This is a genomic window from Leptothoe spongobia TAU-MAC 1115 (assembly GCF_018739885.1).
Lineage (GTDB): Bacteria > Cyanobacteriota > Cyanobacteriia > Phormidesmidales > Phormidesmidaceae > Leptothoe > Leptothoe spongobia.
In genome coordinates, this window is sequence record NZ_JADOES010000008.1 from 116247 (window position 1) to 133454 (window position 17208).

Annotated in this window: 14 protein-coding genes; 5 read left to right on the forward strand and 9 right to left on the reverse strand. The window is 51.6% G+C overall.

Going from position 1 to position 17208, the window contains the following annotated elements; all coding sequences use genetic code 11:
• The first annotated feature begins 125 nt into the window (after nt 1–125).
• Nucleotides 126–773, forward strand: a complete 648-nt coding sequence (locus IXB50_RS06265) for a pyridoxamine 5'-phosphate oxidase family protein (protein ID WP_215608089.1) — start codon at nt 126–128, stop codon at nt 771–773.
• Here IXB50_RS06265 and IXB50_RS06270 read toward each other — a convergent pair.
• Complete coding sequence (locus IXB50_RS06270; protein ID WP_215608090.1) at nt 756–1160, reverse strand: VanZ family protein; 405 nt, start codon at nt 1158–1160, stop codon at nt 756–758. The two genes, IXB50_RS06265 and IXB50_RS06270, sit on opposite strands and share 18 nt — an antisense overlap.
• A 94-nt stretch (nt 1161–1254) precedes the next feature.
• Between IXB50_RS06270 and IXB50_RS06275 the strand changes: the two genes are divergently transcribed.
• The gene (locus IXB50_RS06275; RefSeq protein ID WP_215608091.1) at nt 1255–2241 is read left to right on the forward strand and encodes a M28 family peptidase; all 987 of its coding nucleotides are present in this window, start codon (nt 1255–1257) and stop codon (nt 2239–2241) included.
• A 212-nt stretch (nt 2242–2453) separates the two neighbouring features.
• On the opposite strand, the gene IXB50_RS06280 is transcribed toward IXB50_RS06275, so the two are convergent.
• Nucleotides 2454–3815, reverse strand: a complete 1362-nt coding sequence (locus IXB50_RS06280; protein WP_215608092.1) for a lysylphosphatidylglycerol synthase transmembrane domain-containing protein — start codon at nt 3813–3815, stop codon at nt 2454–2456.
• Between the two features lie 235 nt (nt 3816–4050).
• Nucleotides 4051–4785, reverse strand: coding sequence for a C40 family peptidase (locus tag IXB50_RS06285; RefSeq protein ID WP_215608093.1), 735 nt, complete (start codon nt 4783–4785; stop codon nt 4051–4053).
• Nucleotides 4786–4987: 202 nt separating this feature from the next.
• Here IXB50_RS06285 and IXB50_RS06290 point away from each other — a divergent pair, with 202 nt between their 5' ends.
• Nucleotides 4988–6148 carry a pyridoxal-phosphate-dependent aminotransferase family protein gene (locus tag IXB50_RS06290; RefSeq protein WP_215608094.1) on the forward strand — a complete coding sequence of 387 codons (1161 nt, stop codon included), beginning with the start codon at nt 4988–4990 and terminating at the stop codon, nt 6146–6148.
• Between the two features lie 112 nt (nt 6149–6260).
• On the opposite strand, the gene IXB50_RS06295 is transcribed toward IXB50_RS06290, so the two are convergent.
• The gene (locus tag IXB50_RS06295; RefSeq protein ID WP_215608095.1) at nt 6261–6572 is read right to left on the reverse strand and encodes an antibiotic biosynthesis monooxygenase family protein; all 312 of its coding nucleotides are present in this window, start codon (nt 6570–6572) and stop codon (nt 6261–6263) included.
• A gap of 234 nt (nt 6573–6806) precedes the next feature.
• Here IXB50_RS06295 and IXB50_RS06300 point away from each other — a divergent pair, with 234 nt between their 5' ends.
• Nucleotides 6807–7448, forward strand: coding sequence for a Uma2 family endonuclease (locus IXB50_RS06300; RefSeq protein ID WP_215608096.1), 642 nt, complete (start codon nt 6807–6809; stop codon nt 7446–7448).
• Nucleotides 7449–7650: 202 nt separating this feature from the next.
• Here the strand turns inward: IXB50_RS06300 and IXB50_RS06305 are convergent, their stop codons facing one another.
• The 4 genes from IXB50_RS06305 to IXB50_RS06320 all read right to left on the reverse strand — a co-directional run bounded on the left by IXB50_RS06305 (nt 7651) and on the right by IXB50_RS06320 (nt 15166).
• On the reverse strand, nt 7651–7905 hold the full coding sequence (locus IXB50_RS06305) for a hypothetical protein (protein ID WP_216867599.1): 255 nt from the start codon (nt 7903–7905) through the stop codon (nt 7651–7653).
• A 445-nt stretch (nt 7906–8350) separates the two neighbouring features.
• A complete protein-coding gene (locus IXB50_RS06310) occupies nt 8351–12814 on the reverse strand; it encodes an nSTAND1 domain-containing NTPase (RefSeq protein ID WP_215608097.1) in 4464 nt (1487 codons plus the stop codon).
• A gap of 218 nt (nt 12815–13032) precedes the next feature.
• On the reverse strand, nt 13033–13665 hold the full coding sequence (locus tag IXB50_RS06315; RefSeq protein ID WP_215608098.1) for a DUF3782 domain-containing protein: 633 nt from the start codon (nt 13663–13665) through the stop codon (nt 13033–13035).
• Between the two features lie 106 nt (nt 13666–13771).
• A complete protein-coding gene (locus IXB50_RS06320) occupies nt 13772–15166 on the reverse strand; it encodes a P-loop NTPase fold protein (RefSeq protein ID WP_246564145.1) in 1395 nt (464 codons plus the stop codon).
• A gap of 284 nt (nt 15167–15450) precedes the next feature.
• On the opposite strand from IXB50_RS06320, the gene IXB50_RS06325 reads away from it, so the two are divergent.
• Nucleotides 15451–16206 carry a Uma2 family endonuclease gene (locus IXB50_RS06325; protein ID WP_246564147.1) on the forward strand — a complete coding sequence of 252 codons (756 nt, stop codon included), beginning with the start codon at nt 15451–15453 and terminating at the stop codon, nt 16204–16206.
• Nucleotides 16207–16314: 108 nt separating this feature from the next.
• Here the strand turns inward: IXB50_RS06325 and IXB50_RS06330 are convergent, their stop codons facing one another.
• Nucleotides 16315–16467, reverse strand: a complete 153-nt coding sequence (locus IXB50_RS06330; protein WP_215608099.1) for a hypothetical protein — start codon at nt 16465–16467, stop codon at nt 16315–16317.
• Nucleotides 16468–17208 lie beyond the last annotated feature (741 nt).

Below are 17208 nucleotides of genomic sequence, written 5' to 3' on the forward strand. Positions count from 1 at the left end.
TTGGACTGATAGTTTAATTATAAATTGGCTCTAGCCGAGGGCCAATTAGTGAGGATAAGGTGGTTTTGTCAGTTGGGAATCCAGTGAAAGCTATCTGGAGAGATCGATAGTCAGGAGATAACACTATGAAAACAGCACGAACTCAGGTAAAGCGTGTGCCTAAGCGTGGCCATTATGATTCAGAAACAGTCTATTCCGTTTTAGACGCAGGATTAATTTGTCATGTGGGTTTTGCCGTAGAGGGACAACCGTTTGTCATTCCTACGGCCTATGGGCGGATGGATAATCGGTTATTTATCCATGGGGCATCGGCTAGCCGGATGCTGAAGTCACTACAGCAGGGAATTGAAGTCTGTGTAACGGTAACGCTGCTGGATGGTTTGGTACTGGCGCGGTCGGCCATGCACCATTCGATGAACTATCGTTCGGTGGTGCTGTTTGGCACAGCAGAGCTAGTCAGTGAGCGAGAGGACAAATGGCAAGCGCTTTATGCATTTACGGAACATGTGATGCCGGGTCGCTGGGCCGAAACGCGGGAGCCGAATGAACAGGAATTGCGGGCAACGACGGTATTGGCGTTGCCCATTGATGAGGCATCGGCAAAGATTCGTACCGGCCCACCGGTCGATGATGCAGCGGATTATGAGTTGCCCCATTGGGCTGGAGTCATCCCGTTAAACGTGCGGGCGGGAGATCCGATTGTGGATCCGCAGCTGACCAAAGGGATTGCGGTACCGGAGCATGTGGAACGATATTTAAAGCTTGGGAACTGATTGTTTGCCCCGCTGAGCCAAGCAATAGCCCAGCATTACCCCCATTAAGCTGCACACCAAATCCAGTGAATCTAGGGTTCGATAGGGCGACATGCCCTGCACAATTTCTTCTGCCGTCATCACCAAACCAAATAAGCTCGGAAATACAGGTAGCCATCGCAAACCTTTAAAGTGTCGTCTATTTAGGACTCTATGCCCCAGGAAACTGGCTGTAGCATAAAGAACGACATGACCAATTTTGTCGTAGTAAGGGATTTTTCCGAGGAGGGCATTGGGCAAATTATTCGTATAGGCAGCCCATAGAATCAATAAAAATAGGCTGCCATAACCTGCAGCTAGCCATGCAATATGACGTTGGGACGCATTGAGTTTAGATGACGTTTTCATAGAATGGGGATACTGGGCTGTTATGTCGGACTATGGCAATCTACAGTGGGCAGCGTCCCCATCTCGGATACATCAACGGTATTTGGTATGAGCTATGGACAATCAAGTTAGACGGTTAGGGCTAGGGCTAGGGGCACTTGCTTTGGTGATTGGCATGTTGGTGTTCCATGAGATTGCCTCTGAGGCACAGTTGGATGCTTTGGTAGTGGATGGTGGGCGATTGCGATCGCACCTCCACGCTATCGTCGCCGAACGCTATACCGACCTAGCTCGCGCCCGTACCCGCGCCTACCTCGCCCAGCAGCTCCGGGACTATGGCTATAAACCTATTACTCAGTCATTTGGCTCCGGCGAAAGCAAAGGAACCAACCTTAGCGTTATCCGGCCAGGAATCCAAGATCCTGAGCATAAAATCCTGGTAGGTGCCCACTATGACACGGTTTTAGGTTCTCCTGGCGCAGATGACAATGCCAGTGCTGTCGTGGCAGCATTAGAAATCGCTCGTATTTTTGCCAATTATCCTACCGATAAAACGCTACAGATTGTCTTTTTTGATCAAGAGGAACTGCAGCCAGAAGGGGCTGGTCTAGTCGGTAGTAATGCCTTTGTGAGTGATGGGGCTAATCTCGACGGACTAGAGAGTGCGGTGATCTTAGAAATGTTGGGATATGCGTGCTATGAGCCCGGTTGTCAGAGCTATCCAGAGGGTTTAAAGCAAGATGGATTTCCGGATGTAGGAGACTTTATTGGCGTTATTGGTGATGCCGAACATCCAGATTTATTAGCGACATTTCAGACGAATGGGTTGGGTGAAACGGAGAGTCCCGAGGCAAGTTTACTAGCGGTGACACTGCCGGTGCCGGTGGGGGCATTAGCGTTTATGCCGGATCTGTTTCGGAGTGATCATGTCCCGTTTTGGTTGAAGGGGATTGGGGCGGTGATGGTGAGTGATACGGCGAATTTTCGAAATCCGAATTATCATCGGCCAAGTGATTCGATTGATAGTTTGGATTTGGAGTTTTTGGAGAAAACTGCTCAATATGTGGTGGAACGGTTGGAAGTGTTGTTGGCGGTTGGTTGAGTAGTGATGGGGGTTGCTCAGGGCTTTCCTCCCCGAACCCCTCCATTCGTGGGGGCCTCGACTCCCCCACACCCCCCGAAAGTTGATTAGTTAGTTGCTCAGAACAAACTCGTTAGGTGAAATTGGGGTTACGGTTGGGTCGATTATGCAGGTTATCTCCTTGAAGCGTATAACTCTTGACAAGGAGGCATTAGAGAGTTACGCCAGCGACCTCATTGTTTTGGTGATAATGATTGGGATGTGGGTTCTTCTTCAACCTTAATCGGTTGCGGTGTAAATGGGGGGAGGACTGGCTCAGAAGGTTTTCCTGGTTGAGTTTGTCTGATCGATTCAGAAACGGGGGGTTGAATGAGGGGGGCTATATCGGAAGTTTTAGGGGGAATGTTTTTTGTGGGAGGTTCTGCTGTTGTTGGTTCTTCGTTGACAGGAGATGTTGGCTCTGTAATCTCAGGGGTAACGTCGTCTGGTTGTATGGCTGTTTCTGTGGATACTTGTTCAGACATTTCTTCACTAGTAGAGTCTGATTCTGATAATTCGAGATTGTTTCTAGTGGCAATGTCTTCTGATGAGGTTGGTTCTTGGTCCGGGTCTTCGATGATGTCGTCCTTGGCAGGGGGTAAAAGCAAAATTCGTTTTTTTGCTTTGGCAACGGGCACCATGAAGTCGGCAATCCGGTCTTCTATCCAGATCAGGCCAGCGCCTAGGGCTTCGGCTAGGGTGCTGATCAGACGGTAAAGGGCAACACTGCTGATCAGCAGACCGCTGGGGAGCTGATTGCCAAGGAGCGCGATCGCAACTGCCTCAAAGACACCAACGCCGCCGGGGGCACCGGGCACCACTAACCCGAACAACCAGGCAATACTAAATGCCCCCATCACTGGGAGAAACTGACTCGGTTTTAAAGCTTGTAACGCCACAATCGTCATCACAAAGCCCATACCGCGCAAGGCTACAAACCCTAGCTCGCCCAGCAGCGATCGCCAGGGATAGGTTTGTAAGCGGAGGGTACTGGTAATCACTGTTAACCCTTGAGCCTGAGCTTTTGCTTTGCCCAGTTTTCGCAGGAGCGGGTTTAAAAAGCGTGGATGAATAGCCACTAACATCGCGACCAACGCCCCTAGAGACAGGGCCAACAATCGCCAATCACTACTCCCAACGGTCAGGCTAAAGCTAATGGCAGCTAACCCCAGGGCAGCGGCAGCCATCAGTAACGGTTCTAACAGGACACCTACAATCGCGGCTCCCGTGGATGAGCCCGATGACTGCAATGCCCGCACCCGTCCGTAGAAGTGCCATACATTACCCGGTAAATACTTGGCAATGTTGGTTTTGAGATAGACCACCGTAGACCAACGACCATCACGGGGCTGGCCGATGGTTTTCAAAATTAAATGCCAGACCCATCCCGACCAAATATGCGCGATCAGCGTAATGCCCAGCGCAATCGTCAGCAGTGGCAAGGTAGCGTTTGTTAGTTCAAGGCTTCTGACCTCTTGCCAGTGGTCCTTTAGAGTTTTGGCAAGAAAGAACAGAATGCCACCGAACAAAAACCAGCGAAGGATGCGTTTAACCATGGGGGGAGAGAGCCAGCGCATAAAACGTCGGTGTGAAACGATGGGACAGTGGTCGGTTTGACTTGCGGTCCATTAGACAGTGGTCGATTAGACAGTGGTCGATTAGACTGCAGTCACGAGTATTAAACCTTGTTCACGTTAAAAACTGTAGGGTTTGTAACTCAGATTTTGGATTTGGATGGGTAACTTTGAAGATAGGTTTAGCATATGGACGGTCAAAGCCCACATCTAGATCCTAGATTGTGGGCTGAGGTTTGTAGCCATGCATGATGCGACCGCAGCAGCGATATTGCTCGTCATAGTTTTGACTGATGGGATCGCTGAGGTCAATAATCGAATCAATGCCAATGCCATTACGACCCTGATCTTTGCCAGAGCTATGAATATAGCGACCCTGGCCCAGATGCAACGCAACGTGGGTGGTGCGTTCAGGGGTACCAAAAAAGATCAGATCCCCAGGTAGTAGCTCTTCCTTATCAACCCTGGCGGTAAAGTCTTCTTGCTGATAAGAGTCCCGAGGAAGCGGTACACCGACAGAGGCAAATGCCGCCTGCATCAGGCCAGAGCAATCGTAATTGGGCGCGACCGTCCCGCCCCATAGGTATTCATTGGGCACTGCCATGGCAGCTTGGGTAAAGGCAATGGCCCCAGGAATCGCGCCCTCGATGTCGCGACGGCTGACGGTGGGCGGATGATATGGCACAGGGGCTGGGACGATGGCATCCATGTCGGTGAGCCGCAGCCAGCCGGGATAGTCATCGGCGGCTAGCACTATATGGATACCGGTGGGTTCAATCACCGTAATTTTGAACTGGTATCCGGCGGCGGCTTGGGTGACCAGGTCCTGAGCATCTGGGGTTTTGTAGAGGTTGAGGTTGCGATCGCACCGATACTCCGCCCCAGGATTCGACTGCCAGCGATTTTTTACCTCTTCTAGTTGCACCACGCCCCCTACCTTTTCATTAGGCATCAAAATCAATCAGATTCTAATTCTAGAGGTAGGGGCGTTGCATGCAACGTCCCTACAACCCATGCAACCCCTAAATCTGAATGTTTTACGGCACAAATTTAACCGGTCAATTTAACGAATGAGCCATTACATCAGACAATAAAAACTATTCTGTTGCAATCGCTACCATTCGTTAGCTGTCCCCATCCGTTAATTTATCGTTATGAGTTTGACCGTATCCCGACCCAACATCAATAACAAATTTCGCATCACCCCCAAGGCATTAGACATTCCTGTGCGTCTGCTCTTGGGGCCTGGACCTTCGAACTCCAATCCTGACGTAGTCGCCGCGATGAATCGTCAGCCCATTGGTCACCTCGATCCGGCCTACCTGGATCTAATGGATGAAGTCCAAGCCATGATGCGCTATGTCTGGCAAACCGAGAACCCCATGACACTACCCATCAGTGGGACTGGGTCTGCCGCGATGGAAGCCACATTGGCTAATGCTGTTGAGCCTGGGGATGTGGTCTTAGTTGGGATTAACGGATACTTTGGCAATCGCCTGGTGGATATGGCCGGTCGCTATCGCGCCGATGTCCGCAGTATCAGCAAACCCTGGGGCGAGGTCTTTAGCCTGGAAGAGTTGCGGGCGGCAATGGAAGAGCATCGTCCGGCGATCCTGGCCCTGGTCCATGCGGAAACCTCCACCGGTGCCCGTCAGCCCCTCGAAGGAGTAGGTGATCTTTGTAAGGAATATGACTGTCTGCTGCTGATCGACACCGTTACCAGTATGGGTGCTGTGCCCATTTTCCTGGATGAATGGGGCGTAGACATGGCCTACAGCTGCAGCCAGAAGGGCCTCAGCTGCCCGCCTGGCAGTTCTCCATTCACCATGAGTGAGCGGGCGCTGCAGAAAATGGACAAGCGCCAGACTAAGGTGGCCAACTGGTATTTGGATATCTCCCTACTGCGCAACTACTGGGGCAAAGGTCGTACCTATCACCACACGGCACCGGTCAATATGACCTATGCCATCCGCGAAGCGCTACGTCTGGTGATCGAGGAAGGGCTGGAAAATTCCTGGGACCGTCACCAAAAGACGGCTGAGCAGCTCTGGGATGGATTGGCCGAGATGGGTCTGGGCTGTCATGTACCCAAAGAATATCGTCTGCCGACGCTGACTACGGTCAAGGTACCTGATGGTGTTGATGCCAAAGCGGTGACTAGCAAGATGCTAGCTGATCACAATATTGAGATCGGCAATGGTTTGGGTGAGTTAGGTGGCAAGGTTTGGCGCATTGGCCTGATGGGGTATAACAGTCAGCCTGAGAATGTGGATCGGGTACTGGCAGCCATGGCCAAGGTGATGGCAGAGATTTAGAACTCTCGCCGGGCAACCACAAGGGATTGCCCCTACAGGGTTATCTATTATCAATAGGTGTTACTGAATTGATAATGGATGTACCGATGAGCTGAGTCTCTGTCATAGGGGCTCAGCTTTCTAATATCTTGTCGCCGGTGACCAGCTGATAATGCTCGACAACGGGAAACGGATCGTAAAAGTGATGGAGCAATGCTTTCCATTGTTGATACTCAGCTGACTCGCGAAAGCCTTGGGTATGATCTTCCAGGGTTTGCCAGGTGACTAACAAGAGATAGCGATTGTCTTTTTCCATGCACTTTTGCAGTTGATGTCCGCCATAGCCAGGCATCGAGCTAATGATGCTTTGGGCCTGCTGAAAGGCGGCTTCAAATGCGACAGTTTCTCCGGGTTTAACGTCGAGCATAGCGACTTCTAAAATCATGGGTTAAGTAGGTTGGCCTAATCATTTATAAGATGGAGGATCAGGAGTTTAACCTCCTCGAATATGCCCCCAAACCCCCAATAATGGGGGCTTTGAGTCTAGTTTCCCCCAGTATTGGGTGAGGTCAGGGGGCCTCGGTATCTGAAGCCTAATTTGGATAACCTACTTAAGCGGACCAATATCGACAGACCTTCTAGAATAGAGTTACAGTCGACTTCGATCCTGATGAGGGCTATGTCCTTACTGCAATCGCCTATTGCTACAGATACATGGACACCCATAGCCTGGGATGAATTTGTGCAGCTGATTGATCAGTCTGACCAGCAGCACCATAAAGCCTACTATCACCATGGCCAAATGAGGCTGGAAACGATGCCAACCGGTTCAGACCATGCTAGGGACCATGCCATCCTGATGCTGCTGATTGGTCTTTTTGGCATGGTTACAGGTATGCCGCTGGCTCCTCGGGATGCTTGCTCCTATCGCAAACCAGGTAGCGATGAGTTTCAGCCGGATATTTCTTATTATGTTGGTGACAATGTTAATTGCATTCCTAAGGGCACGCGTGTCATTAACTTAGATGACTATCCTAAGCCGGATTTGGTGATCGAGATTTCTGATACCACACTGGCAGATGATAAAGGGGAAAAACGTCTGCAGTATGAGGCGTTACGTATCTCTGAGTATTGGATTTGGGATGTTAAGAATGGCCAGCTGATCGCGTTTAGTATCAGCCCAGATGGCAGTAGTAAGCGGATTGATACATCGAACGTGTTGGCGAATTTGAGCCTGGGGTTAATTGAGGTAGCCCTGCGTCGGGGTGAGGTTGAGGATCAGTCGGCCATCGGCGCATGGTTTATGGAGCAGATGCGTTAGGGAAAATCTCGTAGGGGTGGTGCCTTGTGCCCACCCTGGGATAACGGTTGCGATCAACCAGGATTTGTCTATGCAAAATCCTGGTTAGGTGCCCACGGTATCGAAGGGCATCCACAAGGGAGTGCCCCTACGGATGAAATATCGGCTAGGTGCCCACGGTGATCGCGGGGCATCCACAAGGGAGTGCCCCTACGGGGTTGGTTTATACAACGCGGATGCGTTTGGTCAAAATCACCATGATTTCATTGGGGCGTCCGGTGGGTAGGGGTTTGCTCCAGTCGTTGGGTTCGGCGTAGTTGAGTTTGTGCAACAGGTTGATGGTGTTGCGGATGGCGGTGAGGGTGCCGAATACGATATGGCGAACGTTTTCGTATTGGGGGTCTGGTTGGTTGGTTGGGGAGGTGACAGGTTGAGGGGTGGACGGGATGGTGCCGTCCGGGGTGTTGGGTTGAAACATGGTGATCTGGTCTCCGTTGTGGTGGATGGCCTGGGCTGCTTGTTCCGATGAGGGAAAGGGCAGCTTTGGCGAGGAAACCAGAACCCGAGTGAGCCTTAGCCTAACCGGGGGATGATGTGCAATGCGGCATGGCTAAGGGGTAAACTCACCCTAAGCCTCGGGATTGCGTTGGAATCTCCGGGGTCAGTCATCGGTACGGTGTTGGCGCACCTGCCGATGGCGCAAAAGCTAACTGAGTTCTGGGAAATTGGGTTAAAGAATTAACCTTAGGGAAGAGAGTACGGTGAAATGTTGTTGGGGTCAAGAGAGTTTGGCTGGGTTTAACAGAATGTAAGGTCTCTGGTAGTTGTATCAATGAAATTTGATGAGAGAGCTTTTAGTTTTGTTGTGGGGCGTTTCACAAAGGGGCAGGTTTAAAATAATCTGTTGGTCATTGAGAGATGCATCAGCGGCGATGATCGCTATTTTGCAATCCGTTAGCGCGCTGAACTGGGTTAGTAACTAGGCCTGGTGACCAGTCATTCGCTAACTGATATTTTTCAATCGCTGTATCAGGATCATTCCGACCGGCCAGTCGATCACCTACCTGGACTAACATCCGACTAGCAGATCCTAACCGTTGGGGGGTATGGCATACGGGCAGATCTTTTAACACGTCTGGATTGTTGACCAAATACACATTCATTTGATTACAAGCTCTGATCAGTAATGCTTGAAGCGTATCCGCACGCCATATCCGAGCCGTATCATCGGCTGATGCTGTTAGAACGCGCTGACCATCAGCACTAAAACGAGCAGTAAACACAGTCTCAGTATGATCGTCAAAAACATTCAGTTCTCGACCTTGAAGGTCCCAGACGCGAGCGGTGTTGTCAGACGAGGCGGTGACGACCCGCTGACCATCGTTGCTAAAAACCGCGCTTAGAACCAAGTTTTGATGGCCTTCGAGCACGGTGGACTCGCCGGTGCGCAAGTCCCAGACGCGAGCGGTGGTGTCATCCGAGGCGGTGACGACCCGCTGACCATCGTTGCTAAAAACCGCGCTTCGAACCAAGTTTTGATGGCCTTCGAGCACGGTGGACTCGCCGGTGCGCAAGTCCCAGACGCGAGCGGTGGTGTCAGACGAGGCGGTGACGACCCGCTGACCATCGTTGCTAAAAACCGCGCTTAGAACCTCGTTTTGATGGCCTTCGAGCCGATGTTTTTCCCGTAATCGGTTCAGGATAGTTTGCAGTGTTGCTGTTGGACTAGCTGCTGGATACTTCTCTAATGTCCTGATGTTATTAGCATTTACTAAATTTTGTAGGCGTTGACCAGTTTTCAACGATGCCAACAATGCTTTGCCTTGATCATGTTCAAACGTTTTGAGTGACCTCACACCAGCAATTTCAAGCTTGGTTCCCTCTCTTGCTATTGTGGCTTCTGCTCGTGCTACTTTTTGTTCCTGACGGGCATTCTCTCTCGCAATATTTGCTTGTTCTAACCCTGATTGAGCTTGTTGTCGGTCATCTCGTGCTGTCGCCAACTGTGACTGAGCATGCGCGACCGCTTTCTGGGCAGTCTCTTGTGCCTGCTTAGCCTGTTGACCAATCTCTTTCAAACGAGTATTAGCATCTTCCACTAATGCCTCAGCGACCTTTACTTCGTCAGCAGCTGACTGTGCTTTTTTGCCCGCAACATCCTGCCGGAATTCCGCCACTTCAACATCAAAACTGGCTTTCCGTTGTTTCAAGTCAGCCCAAATTTCTTGCCTTTTTGCTTTCCATGTAATGAGGCCAGCAGCCAGTGTCGACTTATCCGCATTTTTAGTAGCTGCAATGGCGACACCAACAGTAACAACAGCAACTGCCGCTGCCACTGCAATAGTTCCAGCCAACCCCCGCCGCGCCTGCCGATTCCTCGCCCGCAAATCCTCTCTCTCATCCTCTATCAGCGCCAGCTCTCCCCTCGCCGCCGCATTCGCCACCTCCAGATCCGCCTTCTCCCCCTCTAGCCGCACCCGCTGCCGCTTCTCCTCCTCCAACTCCACCATCAACTGCTCCAACCTCGGAGCCTGCTGATCCCGGATCACCCCCGCCAAATAATCATGCACCAACTGATACCGATCATCCGGCCTATCCGGCAAATACACCACAATCCCCGACCCAGTCAAAATCCTCAACACCAGGTCTAAACCATCGGTCTCTTTATCCGCCTCACCAGCAACTCCCCGAATCCCCAACGCCTCTAGTTCCCGCATCAGCTCTGGCCGAGTCTTTAACGGCCTTGTCCGCCGCTCATCCGTCAACAAAAACAACACCAACCCCGCCAACTGCCGATTCTCATCCCCACAGTCATCGACCACATTATTCAGATAGTTCTGTACCAGCGTCTCCTTCGGCTGTTCCCCCAGCTCTCGATACCTCGCCAGAGTTTGAATAGTCTCCGTCTGCAGCTGCGCCCCCACCACCTGCATCTCAATGGGCCGCACCTCCCCCAACGCCCCCGCCAGGTCATCCACCAGCGCATCCACCAACCCCGGCTCCAAATACATCCGCGCCCCCGACGCCAGATTCTCAATAATCGCCTTCGTATCCGCCGGACTAAAATTCCCAATCTCGTACAGAATCTGTTTCCCTAAAATATCCTCCAACTGCGCCCGCGCCATCGACCCCGACTCCAGCTGATTCCGCCGCACCAACTGCCGCGCCTCCAGCAAATAATGCAAATAATCCTCCCGGATCGAAAACACAATCTTCAGAGCACCGGGTAGATCCAAACAATCCGCCACAAACCCAAAAAACTCTCGCCGTTTTAACGGATCCGGATTCGCAAAAAAGAACTCCTCAAACTGATCCAACAACAACACCGGACGCAAGGTACTCTCCTCACAAACCCGCAAGGCATCCAGAATGTTGCGATTGAGATCAGCAGATTGTTGATTGGGAAGCGTCTCCGCTAGGTCATCCCCCTCGGCGGCCCCCCTAGCCCCCCAATCCTGGGGGGAATCCACCTCAAAGCCCCCAAAATTGGGGGTTTGGGGGCCTCCAATTTTGGGGGCTTCCTCACCAATATCCCCCTCCAAAACCTCCCGCAACAAATCCTTCCCCTGCCGCCGCACCACCGCACTCGCCGACTCCCCCAACGCCGCCGCCAACGACTTCCCCAACGCCCGCCGCCAATCCGTATACTTCCGCACCAACACCGGCACATTCCGCCGATTCTCCAGACTTCTCCCCCGCAACGCAGGCAACAATCCACCATTAATCAACGAACTCTTCCCCACCCCCGACGTCCCATGCACCACCAACAGCTTATGGCTCGTCCCCGCAATCCGCTGCAACAACGCCGTCAGATCCCGCTTCCGCCCCGATGCCTCAATCTCCGGCGCAATCTCCTCCAACGTCTCCCGCTCCGACCGCACCGTCACCCGCTGCTCCGTCCGCTGCGACCGCAACCGCCCCGCCCCAATAAACGCCCGCAGCCCATACTGCTTCTCCACCGCCAGCCGCTCTTGCTTGATCTCAAAGGCATCTAAATAACGGTGTTGCTCCCGCAATCGCGCTTGTAACTGCCCCAAGATGTTTGTATATAGCCTCGGATGCCCCAGTACCCCCATGGCCTGGGCCGCCTGCAAGTGCACAATCGCCCCCTCTCCATCGCCGAGCTGATAGTTCGCCTCTGCCAATCGCGCCAGATATAGCATGCGCCACCAGCTGTCCCGTTGCGCCAGGGTGTCTAAGGCCAGCTGCGCTAGCTCGGCTCCCCGGTGCCACTGCCCCCGCCGCATGGCCACATCCGCCAAAAATCCATAATTCTCCGCCTGTTTATCCGGCTTAGGATACCGTTGCCGCAGATCCACCGCCTGCTGGGCCACCGTCTCCAGCTCGTCCCATCGTTCCAATCGATGCAACACTCGCTCCAGCGCATTAATGCACTTGCACACCAGATCGGGCCGTTCTGCTTGCTCAAAGACCGCCACACAGTCCTGCAGCGGTGGTAACGCACTCTCCCAGTCCGCACTCTGGTACTTAACACTATCCACGGCATAGTACCGAGCCCGTCCCAGGTAAAACAGGGCCAGACCATATTTCAACTGATCAGCAGCTTGCGTCCGCCAATAATGAGCACTCTGCTCAAATAACCCAATCGCCTCTTGATTGAGCAGATTGAGCCCCTGGGCAAAGGTCACACCCGCTTGCAAATCTGGCCCCAACGCCACTTTCTGTCGCTGTAGCTCCGCCAGTGCCAAACTCAGCTCATCACTTTGCAAATAACCAAAATCTACCTGCTTCAATAACCGATTAAATGACTCTGGCGTATTAGGCTCCAACAATGTGGTAAATAAACGCCCATTGGCCTGCTGCAGCCCATCGGTCAGCGTCTCAGGTGATAGGGAAAACGCAATCGTCTCCCCACCCGCAATACTCTCAAAATCATTGGCATACTGCGACAGCTGTCGATAGCCCTCATCCGTAAACCACAGCACCAACGGAAACGGAAACTCCCGCCGAAACTCCTCCCGTCGTTTATTTAACTCCACCAAAAACGTTTCTAACGAGCAGAGCCGCTCCATGCCCAGCACCAAGGCTGCCCCCGGCTGGACATTATCCGATGGCATCGTCTGCGGTTGCGCGGGACCTGGTTGGACGCCCCGCATCGTCTGCAACTGCGCATATAGATTAGTATCATCGGTCCCTAACCGCAGCACCTGTACCGGTCCCTGCAGCTCTTCCCCCGCCAGCTGTTGCCCCAGCTGCTCCACCATCTGGTCCCGCAGCCGGTTGTAGTTACACCGCACCAACAGCAGCGTAATCGTATCCGCTCCCTGACCAAAAACAATGGCACTGGTCAGCTCCTCCAGCGCCGCCTCATTCTGCGCGGAGTTTTCAGCAAAGTTAAAACTGTTAGTCGGGGGCACAGTACTCATCAGCTCATGCGCAAACGTCCAAGGGAAAAGCAGTCATTTCGTTAGAAACTTGCCAACCGTAACAATGGTCCACCCCTAACATCACACAACCGACATACCTCCCCTCCTGGGAGGGGCTCCGGGGTGGGTTAGCGTGCCTATAAAATAGCGAATCTTGGTCAATCGCAACACCCTTTCCCCCTTTCCCCCTTTCCCCTTGTCCCCTACATCGAGATGGGTTACCAGGTGCGGGGTGTAAAGCCTGGTGTCTTGCTAATCGCGACACTGTCTCCAGATTGTTGAATTAAGAATAGTCCCTGGTTGTACGCATAGGTATCTACATCTTTATCAATTTCGATGGCGGCCACGGCTCCATAGAGTCGATAGCTGGCGTAGTGGGGAAACGCTAGCTTAAATTGTTCCAAACTGCGTAACACCTGACGGATGCTGTCTTGGGTGAGTCGGGATTTTACTTCGATGACGACGGCGACATCATCGTTGACGACTAAAATGTCAATTTCTAGATTGCGGTTGCCTCGGGCAGAACGGACTCGCTGATAGACTTCTTGTACCGCCATGCCCTGTTCTTGAAACAACCGTAACGCAGCCGGGGCGACAATGTTTTCGACAAACCGTCCCCAGCGACTGCTGAGGTTGTTGACTGCCTGGTTGGCTTGGGTTGCGATCGCTTCCGCCTTGGCCAATCGTTTTTCAGCTTCCACTGCACGGCGATCAAACTCAGCTTTGGATTCCGCTGCCAGACGATCAGCTTCTGCCGCACGGCGATCAGCCTCAGCAAAGCGCCGATCAGCTTCTGCCTGGGAGCGTTGAAATAGGGCGTAGATGTCGTCAATGGTGACTGGATCGGGCATGGCAGCTTCAAGGAAAACCTGGGTTATTCTAATTCTATCCTGAGGTATTTATCCTTTGCCTTTTTCCCCTACTCTATTGCCGATTAACCGGTGGGCCTTGCCCACCCTACGTTTTTAATTCTTCGGACTCTAACAAAATCGGATTGACATCAAACCAGGATTCTCCCTGGTCGCGGTACTCAAATACCAATCGACTATGGATCAACCGTTGATAATCGTCATCCCCACCCACTTTTTTCTTCTGCTGTCGTACCTGTCGCAATAACGCCCATTCATCCGCCGATAGCTGCAGCGTCATCTCATTGCGCCGGGCTCGGATGACTTCTTCTAGCTTCTCGTGCTTGAGTGGAAAGTTGCGCCCCTTGCGCACCCAGCCATTGAGCAACCGCAGCAGGTCCCGCACATGGCCGCCACTGACCATACAGAGCCGGTCCAAAGCCCCCGGCTGATCAAATAAATCGGCCACCTGAGCCAGTCGCTCTGTTTCTGACTGATTGGGCATGGCCCGCGCCAGCACTAACTGTCGTAATAGTCGCATGCCTTCTTCACACAGGTTGCCATCGCGCAGCTTGACGGGCACCATGGGCAATACCTTCGGGTCATCGGTGTACCGCGCCGTCAGCAGACCGTATTCACTGGAAAACTTGAGGGCCAGGGGAATGGTATACACCTTATGACAGTGCAGCTTTTGCAAACATTCGTGCTGATCAATAAATAGATATTCTTGCTGGGAACGACCAAAGGCCTTGGGACGATTGTCAATCCGATCCAGATTGTCCACAATCACCACCAGCCCCTGCTTGCCCTGTTGTTTGAGTTGGACAATGGCAGGCTTGAGCAACTCTTCGTTAATCGCCTCTACCAGCTGATTTTTCTGGGGACCTAAAAACTGATTCAACCGATCCCGCAGGGTGGCGTCGTTTTTTGCCCGTGCGGTGATTTTGCCGATACCTGCCGCTAGGGAAAATTCGCCGTTGGTGCTGGCACTGGCACTGAGGTCCGACATGCCCGGTGTCTTGACTGGCAGCGGCACCGATGCTTCGGCCTCTAGCTCAATTTCAGTCATCAATACCTTGGCTGCCTTTTGCAGTAACCCCCGTAGGCCCTTGGCGTCACCAATGTCGATACCTTCTAGACTCTGGCTAATGCGTCGAGCAATGGCTAGCAGTACATCGCCAATATCCACATCGGCCATTTCTAAATCTTCTGTGGATTCAAAATAAACCACATGAAATCCATCTGCTTCTAATTCCGCCCGTAACTTTAGCAGTTCCGTCGATTTGCCACAGCCGATGTGCCCGGTAAACAGGGTACAGGTAGGATTTTCCGGTTCATAAAAGGTGATCAGGTCTTTGATTTCGGCAATGATCTGCTCACCACGCACCTCAGAAAAGTCGATATAGAGCTGCCGATCGTCCTCTTTTTGAGGATCGAGGGTGCGGGCAGGGCTAGTGGTTTGAAAAAACTGACGAACATCTAGCATGGGCTGATCAGGGACCATAGCAACGCTAATCGAAGTCTACGTGCCTATAGCTTCAAGGATCTATATTTTTCTCCCAGGAGATGGGATAGCATCGTAATAGTGCTTAACAAAAAAACTCGATTACGGCCTAACAACAAATCCGAATTCATTAAGCCCGATTAAAAATAGGCAATCTCGTAGGGGCACTCCCTTGTGGATGCCCTGGGATACCGGACGCTATCAGCCAGGATTTCGTATAATTACCGCAGCTCCCATGACATCCGGTTAATAATCAAAGTCATAGCTGTACAGGGCATTGAGGCATGATCACGACACCGTTGCATATTCCCCAGTCAGACCCACCACGACCTGCGTCGGAGATCCTGCCGACCATGTACGATCTGCCGAGCGAAAACCCGGAGGAGCCTGGTTTGCCTGACGAATTTCATGACCACCAGCCTGAGCTACTAAGCATTACGTTAAAGCTGGCTGACTATAGCGCTGATCATTACTTCACCGGCAAAGACCTCAACCTCTATTACGATGTGCGCCATCCTAACTGGTATAAGCGAACAGATTGGTTCCTATCCGTCGGTGTACCGCGCCTCTATGAAAACAAAGACATGCGTCTCAGCTATGTCGTCTGGCAAGAAGGCGTTAACCCCTTTGTTGTGGTCGAACTGCTTTCCCCAGGTACTCGGAAGGAAGACCTGGGAGAGGTCCAGCCTGAACCGGGTTGCCCACCGCCCAAGTGGACGGTGTATGAAAAGATTTTGCGGGTGCCTTACTACATCGTGTTTGATCGCTATAGCGATGATTTTCGGGCCTTTAAACTCAACGCCGGTAGTTATGAAGCCCTATCTCTGCCAGAGGGACGTTTGTGGCTACCGGAATTAAAGGTCGGCTTGGGTCTATGGCACGGCAGCTATAAGCAAGTAGAGCGGCTATGGCTGCGCTGGTATGACGATACAGGCAATTGGTTACCCACACCTGCCGAACGGGCGGATACTGCTGAATCAGAATTGGCTCAGCTCAAGCGTTTACTGCAGTCTAAGGGCATTGATCCAACCGAGCTTTAGATCAGCAGAAGAAAAAAGAAAAAGAAAAAACTAAAACATCCGCAAGCCCATCGTCGATCCCGATAAGCCTACGGATGTTTAACCCGTTTGCAAGATGATGAAATGTGTCTAGAAATTACCAATCAGTACCACAGCTGTTAAGAGACAAAACGTAACAACACCAAGAGCCCAAATCATTTCATAGGGTGCATGATTTTCAGCTTCTAAATAGTCATTAACCAGACGATCGTGCTCTTCAGGCTTCCAAATCATCGATTTCATAATGTCCTCCTGGGCTATTGGCCCATGAAATTATCTGGGGTGGATACTATGAGTGTAGTCACACATGTCTTGGCCGCTACATCCATGGATAAAATCTTCACTCTCATTGCCAAAAGTTGATAATTCCGATCCTAGTTGTTAAACAACTATAGGATTGTCAACAGCTTATGAAGATAAACACGACAAAAGTCTCCGCTGATCTGACCTCGCGAAAACATTCATTAAGTAGGTTGTCGAAATTAGGGTATCAATTTAAGCCAGGAAATCCTGACTGGATGGGAAATGAGGAGCCAGAAGCCAGTCAAACACTGACTTCTGGCGTTGTAACAACGTCCCGCTTTACGTTGCTGCCCATTAAGAGCACATTTCCCTAAGAGATTATTTTAGAAAGTTTTTAGGAATGACTAATCAGTGCCATGGCTGCAAATATACAAAATGCCACCAGCCCTAGTGCCCAAATCAATTCATAAAGTGCATAGTTTGTATTTTCTGGATAGGTACTTATCCGGCGACCATGCTTATTGTCTGGCATTAAAGTCATCAGTCTTACATTATCCTTTTGATGGGTTCAGCCAACTAGTTTAGGCAGACATTTTTGGGGATCATTCTCCATTCCAAAAAACTTTATCTTTCCTACTCAAAGTCAACAAACCCGCACCTTCTGTTAAATAACTTTATTTTTCTTAAGCATGAATAGCGGGATGTGTAGTTTTTGCGGCTTAAACTGTAGCTAAGCGGCAA

Excerpts from the sequence above, each read along its gene's own strand:
- IXB50_RS06315 (WP_215608098.1), bottom strand. The coding sequence starts at position 13,665 with ATGCCCGATCCAGTCACCATTGACGACATCTACGCCCTATTTCAACGC.
- IXB50_RS06265 (WP_215608089.1), top strand. The coding sequence starts at position 126 with ATGAAAACAGCACGAACTCAGGTAAAGCGTGTGCCTAAGCGTGGCCAT.
- IXB50_RS06285 (WP_215608093.1), bottom strand. The coding sequence starts at position 4,785 with ATGCCTAATGAAAAGGTAGGGGGCGTGGTGCAACTAGAAGAGGTAAAA.
- IXB50_RS06310 (WP_215608097.1), bottom strand. The coding sequence starts at position 12,814 with ATGAGTACTGTGCCCCCGACTAACAGTTTTAACTTTGCTGAAAACTCC.
- IXB50_RS06325 (WP_246564147.1), top strand. The coding sequence starts at position 15,451 with ATGATCACGACACCGTTGCATATTCCCCAGTCAGACCCACCACGACCT.
- IXB50_RS06295 (WP_215608095.1), bottom strand. The coding sequence starts at position 6,572 with ATGATTTTAGAAGTCGCTATGCTCGACGTTAAACCCGGAGAAACTGTC.
- IXB50_RS06330 (WP_215608099.1), bottom strand. The coding sequence starts at position 16,467 with ATGAAATCGATGATTTGGAAGCCTGAAGAGCACGATCGTCTGGTTAAT.
- IXB50_RS06270 (WP_215608090.1), bottom strand. The coding sequence starts at position 1,160 with ATGAAAACGTCATCTAAACTCAATGCGTCCCAACGTCATATTGCATGG.
- IXB50_RS06300 (WP_215608096.1), top strand. The coding sequence starts at position 6,807 with ATGTCCTTACTGCAATCGCCTATTGCTACAGATACATGGACACCCATA.
- IXB50_RS06275 (WP_215608091.1), top strand. The coding sequence starts at position 1,255 with ATGGACAATCAAGTTAGACGGTTAGGGCTAGGGCTAGGGGCACTTGCT.
- IXB50_RS06290 (WP_215608094.1), top strand. The coding sequence starts at position 4,988 with ATGAGTTTGACCGTATCCCGACCCAACATCAATAACAAATTTCGCATC.
- IXB50_RS06320 (WP_246564145.1), bottom strand. The coding sequence starts at position 15,166 with ATGGTCCCTGATCAGCCCATGCTAGATGTTCGTCAGTTTTTTCAAACC.
- IXB50_RS06305 (WP_216867599.1), bottom strand. The coding sequence starts at position 7,905 with ATGTTTCAACCCAACACCCCGGACGGCACCATCCCGTCCACCCCTCAA.
- IXB50_RS06280 (WP_215608092.1), bottom strand. The coding sequence starts at position 3,815 with ATGGTTAAACGCATCCTTCGCTGGTTTTTGTTCGGTGGCATTCTGTTC.